Raw genomic sequence first — 15,182 nt, forward strand, 5'->3', positions numbered from 1 at the left:
CGTTTTGCAAACGCCCACTTAAATAAAACTTTTCGGACACCTTCAATGGGGGTAGGCTTTAAAACGCAAATATGGTACATTAGTCCATCTCCGCCCCGTCCGCCTTGTCTGACCTTGTCCAAAAACCCTGCGATTCTCCGAGTTTCTCTGCGATTCTCTAAAATAATCTCTGCGATTCTCCCAAAAAATAATCAACTTAAAAATCCCCGTAATTCACTTGAAAGCAAGGTAAATGCAAATCCTTGCGCCACATATCTACCACTTGATTGCGGTCATCTAAAAGAAATTCTACAAAGTATTTTCCTTGTATTTCACCCTCAAAAAGTTCTCTTTTAATGATGTTATCTTTGCGAAAGTCGTTAGAGGTGCGCATCAGCAGTAAGTCGTAACCTATTTGGTGTTTATCGAGAAAACGCACTGTAGGTTCGCGGAATTTATCTTCGCGCCCCGAGAGCAAAATCACTTGATAACCTTGTTGTTTAGCCATTTTCAAAGTAGCAGCTACAGGTTCGTTCAGCAAGTCGTTATCACAAGTTGCCGCGTTGTAAGGATCACGACCATTGAGCAAGGAAAGTGTACCATCTAAATCACAAATCACAGCCTTAGGTAGGTTCTTATCTTGAGTAGCATAGCTGGTAGTTGCCACTTGTACTTTGCGAGGAATAGGAGCAAAATCAAATTTTTCGAGAGTGTGCTTTAGGTTAGCCACATTTCTCTCTACCACACTTTTAGATATGAATTTTCCCGTTTCTTCATAGCGTTTATCGCAGCGTTTTACTAATTCGTCTACAGGTAAATCAAATACTTTAAAACTGATATCAGCGTATTCAGTATAAGTGTGAATCATATCCTCAATGGTGCGCAACGATGTGTTTGTAGCATCGATAATCACATTGGTATCGCTTTTTAACAAGGTGAGCACCGAGGCTTCTACCATTTTGCTAATGCGCTCTTCATAGAACGGAATCATTAGTGAATCACCAAACTGCATCAAGCGAAAGTCATCGCGATTCACGCGTATCCAATTGTCTTCGGTACGTAAAAAATAACGTGCAAAGGTAGATTTACCCGACCCTGGGGCACCCACCAATATAAGAAGTTTACTCATAGTCTGCTGTCTAATTGATTTTCTACCTCTTCCCCTAAAATGCGGTCGAGTACTAAGTTTTTAAATTCGTAATTCTCCTCGTGAATTTCATTATAAGGCGTTTGCAAAAGTTTGACATTGATAGCCCAATCGTTGATAGAACATTTTAGCTTACCTTTGATATTGCGTTTAGCGATTTGTTCTTCTAATCGGTCTTGAAAATCCACCCCGTAAATGAGTGTGAGGTAATCATTGTTGCGCACCTTGAAAGCAGGCGGTATGCCTTGTATAAAAGCCTTACGAGGCTTGATAACTACCCCCCCCTCGTCATTTGCGTTCATTTGGTCTACCCAAGCGCGTATTTCAGGGTATTTGGCTTCAAAGTCAGCAGTATCCGTAAAAGTGTAGTGCAAAAATTCATCACTGTTAATACGTGCAAAACTGAGGTTGTCATTCACAAAATACTCAGTCCCGTCATCGTAGATTTCCTTTAAAATATTAAAAGGTTTGAAGTAAACAGTTGCGTCTTTGCCAAAGATATCTAATTGTCTTTTAAACAGAGCAATATTCTTCTCATAATGAGGCAAATCGAGTAGCTTCATATCGCGTATCGATTGGTACTGACGAATGATGTGGGTAGGGTATTTATCTTTCAGTTCCTTGCCCGAGAGTACTTTGGCGTCAGCCACAAAAGCAAGGTATTCAGGCTTTTGCCTGATAGCGTTTATTTTTTCATACAAGTCGCTCTGCTGCAAGTAGTCGCAATGTATTTGATGAGAGATGTAATAAGCCGAAAACTCATTCGTAATAAGTCCTTTACCTAAAGCCGACCACGGCATCAATTCCGATTGGATAATGCGAATAGTCGTATTATCCCAGCTGAACTTAGCGTGCAACTGAGTGAGCGCTGGCACCCATTGTGAACGGTCTAAATGATTGATTTTATAACCATTTCGGCTTACTAAATAACTATCTTCTAAGTTCTTATGTAAGTAAATATCACAATAAGAACCCATATATTTCTTCTGTATTAAAATCTCTTTGATGTCTCTGTCAAAGAACCATCGCAAGCCCTCATAAAGACTTTCAATTTCATTGTGCCCTACCGATTTAGGAGCTGGTGAAATAGTCGGCGAAAAAGCATTGATTTTGTTCTTGCAAAACCAATCAATACGTTTTTTTATAAGTGTTTTATCTTCCATCGCTTAAATTTGTGGCAAAGGTAACAAAATGCACATAATTACACAAATAATTTGCTTAATCAAACAGAATATACTACTTTTGTAGTCACACAATAAGAAAAACGATGAAGACCTATTTCAAAAGATTATTCATTTTTACAGCAATTATTTTTAGCTTTCAGGTTGATTGTATTAAAGAAGATGAGGTTTATACGGAACATAAACGTGCTCTGTTACAACACAACTATCTCATTGTAAATACTATCGATGGCTCTCCTGCTGAAGTTGAGGTGAGCTATTCAACTTATATCGCTGGAAATAAAGAAAATACTGTGATAACCGAGCGCAAAACTACTCCTTTTGTGATAGGAGGAGAGAAAGTGATGGCAAAGTACGACAGTATATACGAATCTAATGGTAGAGATAGGTGGCATCTCTATAATCAACCTTATTATGATTATCAGCCTAAAGGGAGCGATTATCTCGTGATAAAAAACACTTCTACTACTACTTTAGAATATGCCGTGGTAGGAACTCAAAAAGTGCGCTATTATGCTCTACCTGAACTTAATAGAAAGCCTCTCATTAGCCGTAAAGAACCTGTAGATATAAACAAAATGCTTAAAGATTACCCTTCGCCTATTTACAAAGGAACGCCCGTGCTGTATCTGTTTAAACCAGAACTTGCTCCGCAAACTGATGTCTTTACTTTTTGGGAAAGCCTTTCGTCAGACGATAATACACGTATAAGTAAAATCCCCCTTAAAACACCTACTTTTGGAAGTGTAACTCTCAATGCGCCAATGCCTATAACCGATGTCTTAGCTCTTTATAAAGAAGAATTTGAAAAAGGGAATACTTTGTTTGATAGCTATTCTACTTATTACTCTCACCTCTTAGGTGAACCGAATAGAAGTTTAAAAACGCTTAATTGGTATGTATCTGATGGTCTTTGGTATGGAAAACTCTCTGCAGGACAGGAACTTATAAATAAAGAAGGCAAAATAAACTTTACAAATCTCAATAGCAAACCGAATAGACTATAAAACAAAAAAATAGGGTTATGGGGTATATATCACTTTTTTTACTATTTTTGCCCCCCTAAACGCTAATTGAATAAAAAAGAAATGTCAGAAAATAAATCACTATCTTTTGATGTACTCATCGAAATTCCCAAGGGGAGTCGCAATAAATACGAGTATGATTTTAAATTGCGCAAAGTGCGTTACGATCGTATGATTTTCTCATCAATGATGTATCCCGCCGATTATGGAATAAAATGAACGACCTTAGCGATCTAAACCCTCATCTTATCAAAGAAATCGAACACTTCTTTAGCGTGTATAAAGATTTAGAAAAGAAGAAAGTAGCTATCAATGGTTGGGAAAATCTTGAGGAATCGGTGAAGATTTATCACGAATGTAAAGAACGCTACGTTAATAGTGGTAAAAATTTTTCAATAAACTAAACTAATGGCGCTGTCCAAAAAGTCTCAAAATCACTTTTGCATCATAAACTTTGTCAAAGTCCCAAAACTTTGACAAAGTTTAAGGAAAGCCAGCGATAGCTGGGTATGTGCTGCAAACGCCCATTCAAGAAAAACTTTTAGGACAGCCTGATTACCTAATTAATAAATTGACCAATGCCTTTATTCAAACAAGACCCTTTCGGACACACCCTTTTCGTAAAGAAATGGCTCATTCGTGTTTTTGGACTCATTACTCACAGCCGTTATGATGGTTTCAATCAACTGAAGATTGAAGGATCGGATATTATTCGCGAATTGCCTCCACAAAATGTGATGTTTATTTCTAATCATCAAACGTATTTTGCCGATGTAACGGCTATGTATCACGTATTCAACGCCAGCTTAAAAGGACGCAAAAACACCTTAGATAATATAGGCTATTTGTGGAATCCCAAACTTAATATTTATTATGTGGCAGCCTCCGAAACAATGAAATCAGGGATATTGCCCAAGATATTAGGTTATGCAGGCGCTATTCCTGTCAATAGAACTTGGCGTGAAAAAGGGAAAGAAGTACACCGTGAAGTACGCCGAGTTGATGTGGAAAATATAGGGATTGCCCTTGCCGATGGCTGGGTGATTACCTTTCCACAAGGTACTACATCGCCTTGGAAACCTATCCGCAAGGGTACGGCACACCTTATTAAACAATACAAACCTGTAGTAGTGCCTATCGTAATTGATGGATTCCGCCGTTCATTTGATAAAAAAGGTATCAATATCAAAAAGAAAGGGGTTCAACAATCAATGATTATCAAACCCCCTTTGCAGATTGATTATGAAAATGATACAGTTGAAGAAATTGTAGCTCAAATTGAAATGGCTATCGAACAACACGAATCATTCCTCAAAGTAAAAAAATTAGAACCTGAGAATACGCCAAAGGTAGAAAGTCAAGAGCAACCCTAAACTTGCTAAACCTGCACCCATAAGCGACGGGTAATTGGTGCTGAGTCCATAGAGCAGCGGCAATCCTCCTACATAAGCTCCAATAGAATTAGCAGTGTTGAATCCCGCTTGCATAAAAGCGGCTCCCATCATTTCGGATTGAGGAGCACAGCGAAAAATAAGCATATTCAGCGGAGAGCCTAACGACATCGACATCGCTCCACATACAAACGTAAGTACCCACGCTATAGGCTGAATATGTGAGAAAAAGAAGACTAATAGCAATACACTGATGAGCATCAACGAGATGTAAATAGTCGCTTTGATAGGCAATAGGCGGTCAGTAATCCAGCCTCCTAAGAGGTTACCTACTACCATTCCCGCACCTGCTACTACCATCACCACCGATTTCATATCAAGGTTGATATGCGCCGTCTCTATCATCAAGGCTTGTATATAGCTGAACCACGCAAAAAGCCCGCCACAACCTAAAGCAGTAATACCTAAAACTAATAACGACCTTCTATTGAAAAATAAACGTACTTCGCGCTTGATACCAAGGTCTCTTTTGTTTTCTATATTGGGTAAGAAAAAGAATATCGATAGCATTGTAAGCAATCCTAACGACGATACACAGCCCATCGCTGTTCGCCAGCCTATCCAAGCTCCTATGTAAGTAAGCAAAGGTACCATTATCAAATTGGCGACAGTAAGCCCTGCAAACATAATTGAAATGGCAAAAGCCTCTTTACCTTTAGGGGCTAACTGCTTGGCTACAATAGCACCTACCCCAAAGAATGCACCGTGGGGTAACCCCGAAAAGAAACGCGCTAAAAGCAAAGTAGTATAATTAGGTGAAAAAGCTGAAAGCCCATTGAAAAGCGTGAAGAGCAACATAAAGAACAATAGTATCTTCTTAGGATTGTATGAGGCTGCCAATGCAATGAGCGTTGGAGCACCTACAACTACACCTATAGCATAAGCCGAAATAAGCCGCCCTGTAATAGCATCTTCTAAAAGCATATCCTCACCTATTACACGTAATAATCCCATTATTAGGAACTCGGTAGCTCCTAAAGCTAAACCTCCTATGGCAAGAGGCCACAGTTTTTTAATCATAAGTTTTCTTTTTTAAGTAAATTCTATTATATAATGCCTAATTTCTTCATCAAGAAGGTAGCGTTTTTGTTTTTGCACACCCCATCTCTCAGTTTGTAATCAAAAGTGAGTTCCCCATTTTCAATGATTGATTCAAAACACTTATTCTGTAATTGCAGCGGATATTGTTCGCTGAGGTTACACACTTCTATATCGTGAGTGGCAAGTACTCCTAAAGCCTGTAAGGAGAGTAAGCGTTCTACAATTTTAATAGAGCCGTGCTGTTTATCTTCGGAATTGGTACCGCGTAATACTTCGTCTAAGAGTACAAAGCAACGTTCGCTTTCTAAAGTTTTTACAATTTGCTGTATACGGTTGATTTCAGCAAAGAAATATGATTTACCATCGTTGAGAGAATCAGCGAGACGCATAGAAACGAGTAATCGCAAAGGGTGTACATTGGCTTTACGCGCGCAAACTGGTAAACCTACCAAAGTGAGCAACATATTCACTCCCAAAGTACGCAAAAAAGTACTCTTCCCCGACATATTAGAGCCTGTAAGCAGTATAAAAGCCTGCTCATTGAGAGTAATATCGTTAGTAACGCGGTGTTCAGTAGGAATAAGCGGGTGCCCTACCGCCTCAAAAGCTATTTCGTACTTGTTATTAAGAGTAGGATATACAAAATTAGGGTGATTATAGCTAAAATTAGCAAAACTACACAACACTTCAATCTCTCCCACCGATTGCAACCACTCTTCTATATGGGCTGCATAACGAGCTTTCCATTGCAAAAGTTGTTGGTAACGATGTATGTGATAGAAAGAAAATGCGTTGAGAGGTATAGAGACTAATATATTGCCTATACTGTCTAAATCGTCTAACAAGCGCGAAAGCTCGGCTATTTTAGTGCTGGCTTGCTGGTTTTTCTCAGGAAAACGGGCTTCTACTTGGGCTATACATTCCCTGAAAGCATACAACATTGTATAAGTGCGCTCAAATCCTAATTTTTCTTTGGCGATTCTACCTACAAAACTAAAGAAAATTACTAAATTTATAGTGAGCAGCAACTTTCCTATAGTTTTTAGCAGTTCGTTATCCTCACCATAACCTATTAACAGACATACAACAAGCAGTATAGGTAAAGCTATAAGCGTATAGCGCATAGCATTGCTCAACAGTTTAACAGGGGCTTTTGCCCACGCACTCAGTTTGGTGTAGAACTCTTCACTATCGTCTATTTGTTGGGCATAAGCAGTAAAGGTTTGTCGCCAATCAAGGTCGGGAGTAAGGGCTTGTATTTGTTTTTGAGTATCGAGAATACGCTCTGGAATAGGGCAGAGAAGTCGCTCTGCTAATAGTTTTCTCCCCAAAAAAGTATGCGTGCGATTGAGGTAGTGATAAAGTGAGCGTTCACCTAAAATATCTAAATCATAAGCGTAAGGGTGATTCTCTTGTTGGAAAGCACTACCATTATCAGTGAAGAAAATATGTTGTTCTAAAAAAGCAATTTCCTGCTCATTGAGGCGCATTTTGGTTTTAGCAATTGTGCGACGAGCTCTTATCTTTTTGTGTTTTACAATCAATAAAAAGAAGACGATAATAGCCAATACACAAAAGAGCCCCATCAGTATAGAGGGGGCTTTGATGAGTTGGTATACTAAGCCAATAATCAGTAACATATCAGTCAATCGTAGCAACCCCATTTGGTTGTATAGCTTGTTGAGTTTTTGGTATTGTTCTGTTGCTTCTAAATGTTTACGAGTGTATTCCATTAGTCATTTTGTTTTATTTCAGAATAGTAAAAGCGCAAATCATATTGGTAAACATACTGTTTTTCATTCTTATTATACTGATGAACTTTTATATTCTTTATAGCTTTATCATTGTAGCGGTTGTACTTATTCTGTTGCCATTTGTCCAATACCTCCTTCTGTGGTATATGAGGGTAGTATTCGTATTCCAATTTGTATTCTTTTTCAAAAGGAAGTGAGTTTTCTCCTGTTGGGTTCATTTTTTCAGGAAGCTCTTTCTCAAATGTTTCAATGGTTGCAATATTGCCTTGAGTATCATAAGTGTAAAGATATTTGTCAAAGTTTCCATCGCGAAGGTTAAAAATTCTTTCTATGACTTGTCCTTTTTCATTTTTAATTTCTTGAGGAGGTAAAAAGTATTTTTCTAATGTATTTTCTTCGTCAAAAGAAAGGTAAGGATAGGCAGTTATTTCTGTCATATTTTTACTAAAATAATATACCCCATCAATACGTATAAGTTTAAATTGTTCATATACCTCCCAACCTTTTTTACTGAATAGGTCTAAATAGCGAAAATGTGTTTTTTTAATAGTGTCGTTAGTATATGTAAACTGAATGCTGTCTATAAGTTGAGTGATTCCCTTATCAGTTTTGTATTTGTTTATTTGTAGAAGGCTGTCTTTATCGTTGTATTTGTAGATATATTTTGTTCTATCAAAAGGCTCATCTTTATATTTATACAAAAGGGTTATTACTTTTTTTTGAGGGTCATATAGTTGTTGGTAATGACCAAATACTTTTTCTTTGTCAGAAGCTAATTGTTGGACACTTTGGATACTGTCCAATTGCCATCTTTTTTCTTGTGCAGAAAGCTGAAAAGTTACCAATAAGGTCATTATATATAAAAAATTGTACATCATAAATTAAATCCAATTAGATCAGTTCCTATGTACTGTAGGGTGAGTTTATCGTATTCTATGTGCTGCAAAAGGTAGTATCCTTTTTTGTTTTTCAGCAGATAATAGTCGGATGAAGGAGTGCGATCTTGGCTACATTGCATACGATAGCCAGCATAGACGGCCAAAAGTTCTACATTTTCATTTTCTATAAGCCGTTGATTTTTCCAATACAAATAGTTTTTATCTATCAAAAAACTACCCCAAAACTTTCTAAGGCTTGCTATATCATAACCTTTCACAGGTGTAAGTCCCTTTGAAGATGAAAAATATACATAGTTTTTATCAGTATAAAAACCGTTTTTTTCTTCAAAAGAAGCTACATCTACATTTTGTAATTTGTTATTGTAATATACCTTATTGCCACGTTTTTGATAGCCATAAATCTTATGAGAGGCAGGTATTACTACGAGCTTACCATCTATAAATTCTATATTTCCTCCTTGTTTTATTTTTTCTAATTCCTTCTCTGTAAGGGAGTGGTAGTAACTACCTCCTCCTAAGGTGAAATCAAAGACTTGGTTCAAGTACACAAGCTTTTCCTTGACGAAAAAAGTATTTTTTCCCAACTGTACAGGTTCTGTATAGTTGAAATCTAATTTATAAGTAAAGTTATAAATCCCATTTTTGTCGTACTGATAATAATTTTCTCCATCCGTGAGGATGTTAAAGGTAGCCGCATCGTAATGTTTTTGAATAATTCCATCAAAATAGATGTTTTCCGTATCGCTAAAAAAACGTCCTTTAGGAAAGAATTTTATTTTATTTAGAAGTTCTTTTTTCACATTGGGAACGGCAAGATAAGTGTTTTTATTTACAGAAATATAATCAACTGGTTTATAAATATGATTTTTATCAACTACATAACTGTCATTTAGAGCCTTCAAAGTAGGAATATCAAAGTAAGGTAGTAGTTCTAAAAAAGTGTTGTCGTAACAATTGCTAAAAAACAGTACTTTAGTAGGAGTTTTAAAAATTCTTCTGTTTACTTGTGTTAGTTTTTCTCTTTGATAGTGAAGGGGTGTTCCTCCATAGTACACAGTTTTACCATCGGAGATGATTTCGTCATTGGCAAAAGCTTCCATAAGGTTTTCCACCTCAGCTCCTGCTACTAATTTATCATAGTAATAAAGATGTTTTTTGTCTTTGAGATAATAGCTATTTTTAATTGTTTCAACGCTAAGCGGGTCAATATCTTTAATTAGTTTTGTCTCGATGAATACCCCTTGTTGTGTTTTCCATATAGGTAGCAATGTATAGGCATATTTGTCTTTTCCTTCCTTGGGTATACTTTTATAGATGAGTATTTTAAAACCAGTAGTGTCAGTGGGGATTAATTTACCTTGATAATAAACGCCGTTTTTATCTAAGGAAAAGTCATCATCATACACCCGAAAGCTATTACCATCTACGGTAAACGTTTTGCGAGTGTTATCTTTTTGGAAGACAACATAATTTTCATTGATGATGTAAGCATCATCATACGTAAAAATCGACTTTTGTATCTTAAAGTTGCCTTTTTTTACATCGGTAACTACTAAAGGAGTTTGCTGGGCTCTTGCCAAAGAAAGAAATCCTAAAATGATGATTATAAGTATTCTCATAAGATTTTGTGTTAGTTTTTTATCGAATCCAATCATTCAAGCGATTAGCATCTAATCGTAAAAAGATGAAAAGTAGGATAGTAAATGCCCAAAGTCCAGAGCCCCCATAACTAAAGAAAGGCAACGGAATACCAATGGTAGGTATCAAACTAATTACCATACCTATATTGATACAGAAGTGTACAAACAGAATTGAAATTACACAATAACCATAAACCCTATTGAATTTTGTTTTCTGTCGTTCGGCGAGTACAATGAGTCGCAAGAGTAAGAAGGTGAATAGTATTACTACAGTAGCTGTACCAACAAATCCCCATTCTTCACCTATGGTGGTGAAAATATAATCGGTGTGTTGTTCTGGTATAAAACTTCCTTTAGTACGTGTGCCTTCCAAGAATCCTTTTCCTAAGGCACCTCCAGAGGTAATCGCCGATTCCGCCATATTGGTATTATAAGCAAAATCACGCTTCATAGCTGCAATTTTTTGAGGGTCGGTTTCGAGGCGTAACCACAGGTTTAGACGATTGCGGTGGTGCTGTTTCAGTACATTGTCATACACGGGGTGAGTAGCGAAGGCTGTTAGCAAGCACAATACCGAGAGTATAAAAATATTCTGAAAAGGAATTCGGTTAGTTTTCTTTTTATGCCAAAATCCATAAGCCCCAATACTGATAATAGAGGCTAAAACAGTGAAAGTAGTGCCAAATTTCAGTGAAGAGATAAACACTACCCCTGATAAAAAGAGGTAGAAGAGTAGGGCAGAAGGCATTCCTTCACGGAAGAGTGCAAATGCTAATGAGAAGAATACTAATAAACTCCCTACATCGGGTTGTAACAAGATGAGAAATGCAGGTACACAAATGATGGCAATAGCGCGTAAGAGGTCGGGAGTACGCCGAATATCGGTGTGAATATCACTCACATAGCGAGAAAAAGCAAGTGCCGTAGCTACTTTAGCAAATTCACTGGGTTGTACTGTGATAGAGCCTATAGCATACCACGCTTTGGCGCCATTGGTCTCTTTACCAAAAATAAATAACCCTGCCAATAAAACAATAGCAATGAGATAGAAGAGTACTGCAAAATTAGAGTACACTTTTGGGTCTAAAGCCAAAATAAAAGTAATCAGCAAGAAGCTGAGCCCTATAAAAAGCATCTGTTTCCCATAAAACTGATTGATGTCGAAAATGGAAGTAACATTTAGGTCGCTATAAGTAGTGGAGAAAATAGCAATCCACCCACACGTTACTAATAATAAATACAATATTACCGAAATCCAATCCAGATTCTTTATAAGGCTATGTTTCATTGATAGTTATAAGATTATTTGAGTTTTTTTCTAAAAAGGAAAAATAAGGTGTATTCGATAGCTAAGTTAAGCCATCTTTTTTCGTTGGTCAAGAAAGAAAACCAAGTATTAGCGAGTAGATTTCCAAGAGTGAGACTCTTAGCAGCTACCGATACTTGTTGGGTGAGTGACAAACGATCTATTTCCTTTTCTAAACGCAGTATTTTAAGGTCGTTATCGATTTCTTCAAAAGAGTGATAGATTTTATTCTTCGTCATCGGGTTCTACTTTAAAATAGATTTCGGAGAGTTTTTCTAATAGAGGTCTTTCAATAAGTTTTTTTCGGAAAGCCAATACTATTATAGCAATCAATATATAGAAAGCTCCTACAATAGCAAATCCTAAGGCGTTGCTACCCAATGCTTCACCTACTGCATAGGCTATAGCAAAGGACAAGAAAAACAATACCAACAAACTAACAAAAGCTACTATAAAAAAAGTGATGAGAGCATAGGATGATTTACCTATGAATCTAAAAATAAATAATTTATAGTAAGCGATTTGCGAATCGAGGGCGGAACTTGCTTTTGTAGGAACTTCCTCAAAAGATTCTTTGATAGAATGGATAGACATAAGTGTTTATTTCTGTAGTTTAGCGTTAGCTTCTTTTAAGGCAGCTAATTTTTTTTCTAAGAAAGTAATCACATCTTCAGCTTTGTAGCTTGATTTAGAAAGTAAAGACTCTACTTTATCTTCTAAAGACCCTTTAAACTCAGCTGATTTTTCTTTTACACTATCGGTTAAGCGTTCAAGCTGTTCTTTTAGTTTTTCAGCTTTATCACTCACAGAGTCTTTAATTTTTTCGCGAGTGTTTTTACCTTTGTCGGGAGCGAAAAGAATGCCTAATCCTACTCCAATGGCAGTACCTGCTGCCAAACCTAATAATACATTTGCTGTTTTTGCCATAATATTCTAAATTTAAATGTTTATTCTTAAAAGTATCAATTTCTATACCATTTGTGAGCTAATAGTGTGTTTTTCAGTAGCATTGCTATGGTCATAGGTCCTACACCACCAGGAACAGGAGTAATGTAGCTCGCTTTTTCTTTTACTTCATTGAATGCTACATCACCTACTATACGGTATCCTTTAGGGTTGCTATCGTCTTTTAGGCGTGTAATTCCTACGTCTATCACGGTTACGCCTTCTTTTACCATATTGCCTTTTAGGAATTCTGGAATACCTAATGCCATTACCACAATATCTGCCTGACGTGTAAGCTCAGCGAGGTTAGGGGTATGACTATGAGTGAGGGTAACGGTTGCATTGCCTTGGGCTCCCTTTTGGCTGAGTAATATGCTGATGGGGCGACCTACGATGTGTGAGCGTCCTACTACTACCACGTGTTTGCCTTTGGTAGGCACTTTGTAGCGTTTTAGCAATTCCATAATACCGAAAGGAGTGGCAGGAATGAAAGCCTCCATATCCAATGCCATTCTACCGAAGTTAGCGGGGTGAAAACCATCTACATCTTTTGTGGGGTCTATGGCTAAAAGTATTTCCTGCTCGTTGATGTGTTTAGGTAGTGGTAATTGCACTATATAGCCGTCAATTTCAGGATTAGCGTTTAACTTTTCAATTTCTTGCAGTAACGCCTCTTCACTGATGTTAGCAGGAAGTTTTACTAAAGTAGACTCAAAGCCTACTTGTTCACAAGCTTTCACCTTACTCCCCACGTAGGTAAGACTTGCTCCATCGTTGCCTACCAATACAGCTGCTAAATGTGGTACTCTTTTACCTTTAGCTTTCAGTTGCTTTACTTCCTCAGCAATTTCTTGTTTGAGGTCTTCAGAAGTTTTTTTCCCGTCTAAAATAGTCATTATTGATTGTGTTTTTAGTGGTTAGAGAGCTTCTTCATCGGTGATATCGAGTTCTATTTGATTTAAGAGTTGTTTTACTTGGGCTAATGATTCGAATGAGTCGCTAAAAGTAACGGCTGTTTTAGTTCTGTCGATTTCGTCTACCAATGCTTTTACCAAATCAACAGGCACAAGTTCTTCTCCTCCTGATAAATCAGCTTTGAAACCAATACCTACGGCCATTGTTTCTACTTGCATTCCAAAGCAAATTTCGATAAACTCTTCTAAGGTAGCTGATTTTACGATTCCTTTAGCCCATTCGTCGGCTTTGCAAGCGGCAGCATTTTTTTCATCTTCCCAAAAGAGTGCTACAGGAATAGCCTCTTTGGTTTCCTCAATATAGAAAGTTTGTGAGCTACACATTGCAAAGGATTCGTCTACCTCTAAGTAGAACACTTCCTTGTTCTTAACTATGGTTTCAATGAATTTTTTTAACATATTTGTATTAATTTATTTTTGTCTCATTCCTTGCATCATCTGTATCATCTTTCTACCGCCTCCACCTTGCATCATTTTCATCATTTTGCTCATTTGTTCGAACTGTTTCATCAGTTGGTTTACCTCCTGAATATCGCGACCACTACCTTTAGCGATGCGTTTTTTACGGTTCAAATCGATGATAGCAGGGGTACTGCGTTCTTTTGGAGTCATTGAGTGGATAATAGCTTCAATGTGTTTGAAAGCATCGTCTTTGATATCGAGATCTTTTACAGCTTTACCTACCCCAGGGAGCATACCAAGTAGGTCTTTCATACTACCCATACGCTTGATTTGCTGTATTTGTTCGAGGAAGTCGTCGAAGCCAAATTGGTTTTTAGCAATTTTCTTTTGTAATTTGCGTGCTTGTTCCTCATCAAACTGTTCTTGAGCGCGTTCTACCAATGATACGACGTCACCCATCCCAAGGATACGGTCGGCCATACGTTCAGGGTAGAACACATCAATAGCATCCATTTTTTCACCAGTACCCACAAATTTGATAGGTTTATTCACTACCGATTTGATAGTAATAGCTGCCCCACCGCGGGTGTCACCATCGAGTTTGGTGAGGATAACCCCATCGAAGTTGAGTACATCGTTGAAAGCTTTAGCGGTATTCACGGCGTCTTGCCCCGTCATCGCATCAACTACAAAAAGAGTTTCTTGTGGATTTAGTGCTTTGTGAATGTTGGAAATTTCATTCATCATTTGCTCATCGACAGCCAATCGACCAGCAGTATCTATAATCACGACGTTTAGGTGGTTTTCTTTGGCATATTGCACTCCTTTTTGGGCGATATCTACGGGGTTGTTGTTGTCTTTATCGGAGAATACGGGTACACCTACTTGTTCACCAACGATGTGTAATTGGTCAATTGCAGCAGGACGATAAACGTCGCAAGCGACGAGTAAAGGTTTTTTATTTTTTTTATTTTTGAGATAGTTAGCTAATTTTCCTGAGAAAGTAGTTTTACCAGAACCTTGCAATCCCGACATTAAGATAACAGTAGGGTTTCCTGATAGGTTTACACCTGCAGCATCACCTCCCATCAGTTGAGTGAGTTCATCTTTTACAATTTTTACCATTAACTGACCAGGTTGTAAGGTGGTGAGTACCTGCTGACCTAAGGCTTTTTCTTTTACGTTGTTTGTAAAATCTTTGGCTATTTTATAATTCACGTCGGCATCAAGTAACGCGCGACGTACTTCTTTTAGCGTTTCAGCGACGTTTATTTCAGTAATTTTTCCGTGTCCCTTTAGGTTGTGTAGGGCTTTTTCTAATTTATCACTTAAATTATCAAACATTTTTTTCTGGTTTAAAAACTTGGGCAAAAGTAGTAAAAAAAGTGGAAACTAAAAAGTAAAGAGATAAAAAATAAATAAAATGTGTTTGTAATTC

The 15,182-nt window shown here is 37.4% G+C and carries 15 protein-coding genes and 1 pseudogene; 3 read left to right on the forward strand and 13 right to left on the reverse strand.

The window, feature by feature from the left end; all coding sequences use genetic code 11:
* Window positions 1-196: 196 nt before the first annotated feature.
* Window positions 197-1,108 (reverse strand): AAA family ATPase, encoded by a 912-nt coding sequence (locus tag HMPREF9073_RS01610; RefSeq protein WP_009412236.1) that lies wholly within the window; start codon window positions 1,106-1,108, stop codon window positions 197-199.
* Window positions 1,105-2,289: a glutathione binding-like protein gene (locus HMPREF9073_RS01615; protein ID WP_009412237.1), complete on the reverse strand. Its 1,185-nt coding sequence runs from the start codon at window positions 2,287-2,289 to the stop codon at window positions 1,105-1,107. The genes HMPREF9073_RS01610 and HMPREF9073_RS01615 overlap by 4 nt, the downstream gene beginning before the upstream one ends.
* A 104-nt stretch (window positions 2,290-2,393) precedes the next feature.
* Between HMPREF9073_RS01615 and HMPREF9073_RS01620 the strand changes: the two genes are divergently transcribed.
* The 3 genes and pseudogenes from HMPREF9073_RS01620 (at window position 2,394) to HMPREF9073_RS01630 (ending at window position 4,705) form a co-directional block, all read left to right on the forward strand.
* A complete protein-coding gene (locus HMPREF9073_RS01620; protein WP_009412238.1) occupies window positions 2,394-3,314 on the forward strand; it encodes a hypothetical protein in 921 nt (306 codons plus the stop codon).
* 81 nt (window positions 3,315-3,395) lie between these two features.
* A pseudogene (locus HMPREF9073_RS01625) lies at window positions 3,396-3,736 on the forward strand (inorganic diphosphatase).
* A 174-nt stretch (window positions 3,737-3,910) separates the two neighbouring features.
* On the forward strand, window positions 3,911-4,705 hold the full coding sequence (locus HMPREF9073_RS01630) for a 1-acyl-sn-glycerol-3-phosphate acyltransferase (RefSeq protein WP_009412241.1): 795 nt from the start codon (window positions 3,911-3,913) through the stop codon (window positions 4,703-4,705).
* Here HMPREF9073_RS01630 and HMPREF9073_RS01635 read toward each other — a convergent pair.
* The 11 genes from HMPREF9073_RS01635 to ffh are packed head-to-tail and all read right to left on the reverse strand — an operon-like array spanning window position 4,658 to window position 15,088.
* The gene (locus HMPREF9073_RS01635) at window positions 4,658-5,803 is read right to left on the reverse strand and encodes an MFS transporter (protein WP_009412242.1); all 1,146 of its coding nucleotides are present in this window, start codon (window positions 5,801-5,803) and stop codon (window positions 4,658-4,660) included. The genes HMPREF9073_RS01630 and HMPREF9073_RS01635 overlap by 48 nt on opposite strands.
* 26 nt (window positions 5,804-5,829) lie before the next feature.
* Window positions 5,830-7,557, reverse strand: coding sequence for a MutS domain V protein (locus HMPREF9073_RS01640; RefSeq protein WP_009412243.1), 1,728 nt, complete (start codon window positions 7,555-7,557; stop codon window positions 5,830-5,832).
* Complete coding sequence (locus HMPREF9073_RS01645; RefSeq protein ID WP_034555105.1) at window positions 7,557-8,432, reverse strand: hypothetical protein; 876 nt, start codon at window positions 8,430-8,432, stop codon at window positions 7,557-7,559. The genes HMPREF9073_RS01640 and HMPREF9073_RS01645 overlap by 1 nt, the downstream gene beginning before the upstream one ends.
* 20 nt (window positions 8,433-8,452) lie before the next feature.
* Window positions 8,453-10,096 carry a DKNYY domain-containing protein gene (locus HMPREF9073_RS01650; protein WP_198005880.1) on the reverse strand — a complete coding sequence of 548 codons (1,644 nt, stop codon included), beginning with the start codon at window positions 10,094-10,096 and terminating at the stop codon, window positions 8,453-8,455.
* Between the two features lie 19 nt (window positions 10,097-10,115).
* Window positions 10,116-11,405: a rod shape-determining protein RodA gene (rodA, locus tag HMPREF9073_RS01655; protein WP_009412246.1), complete on the reverse strand. Its 1,290-nt coding sequence runs from the start codon at window positions 11,403-11,405 to the stop codon at window positions 10,116-10,118.
* 14 nt (window positions 11,406-11,419) lie between these two features.
* The gene (locus HMPREF9073_RS01660) at window positions 11,420-11,662 is read right to left on the reverse strand and encodes a DUF6327 family protein (protein ID WP_009412247.1); all 243 of its coding nucleotides are present in this window, start codon (window positions 11,660-11,662) and stop codon (window positions 11,420-11,422) included.
* Complete coding sequence (locus HMPREF9073_RS01665) at window positions 11,649-12,017, reverse strand: phage holin family protein (protein WP_009412248.1); 369 nt, start codon at window positions 12,015-12,017, stop codon at window positions 11,649-11,651. The genes HMPREF9073_RS01660 and HMPREF9073_RS01665 overlap by 14 nt, the downstream gene beginning before the upstream one ends.
* Before the next feature lie 6 nt (window positions 12,018-12,023).
* The gene (locus tag HMPREF9073_RS01670) at window positions 12,024-12,350 is read right to left on the reverse strand and encodes a YtxH domain-containing protein (protein ID WP_009412249.1); all 327 of its coding nucleotides are present in this window, start codon (window positions 12,348-12,350) and stop codon (window positions 12,024-12,026) included.
* Between the two features lie 35 nt (window positions 12,351-12,385).
* Entirely contained in the window at window positions 12,386-13,264 is an 879-nt protein-coding gene (gene folD, locus HMPREF9073_RS01675) for a bifunctional methylenetetrahydrofolate dehydrogenase/methenyltetrahydrofolate cyclohydrolase FolD (RefSeq protein WP_009412250.1), read from the reverse strand.
* Window positions 13,265-13,285: 21 nt separating this feature from the next.
* Window positions 13,286-13,741 carry a DUF2750 domain-containing protein gene (locus HMPREF9073_RS01680; protein WP_009412251.1) on the reverse strand — a complete coding sequence of 152 codons (456 nt, stop codon included), beginning with the start codon at window positions 13,739-13,741 and terminating at the stop codon, window positions 13,286-13,288.
* 12 nt (window positions 13,742-13,753) lie between these two features.
* Window positions 13,754-15,088 (reverse strand): signal recognition particle protein, encoded by a 1,335-nt coding sequence (gene ffh / locus HMPREF9073_RS01685; protein ID WP_009412252.1) that lies wholly within the window; start codon window positions 15,086-15,088, stop codon window positions 13,754-13,756.
* Window positions 15,089-15,182: the final 94 nt, after the last annotated feature.

Source organism: Capnocytophaga sp. oral taxon 326 str. F0382 (assembly GCF_000318295.1).
Taxonomy (GTDB): domain Bacteria; phylum Bacteroidota; class Bacteroidia; order Flavobacteriales; family Flavobacteriaceae; genus Capnocytophaga; species Capnocytophaga periodontitidis.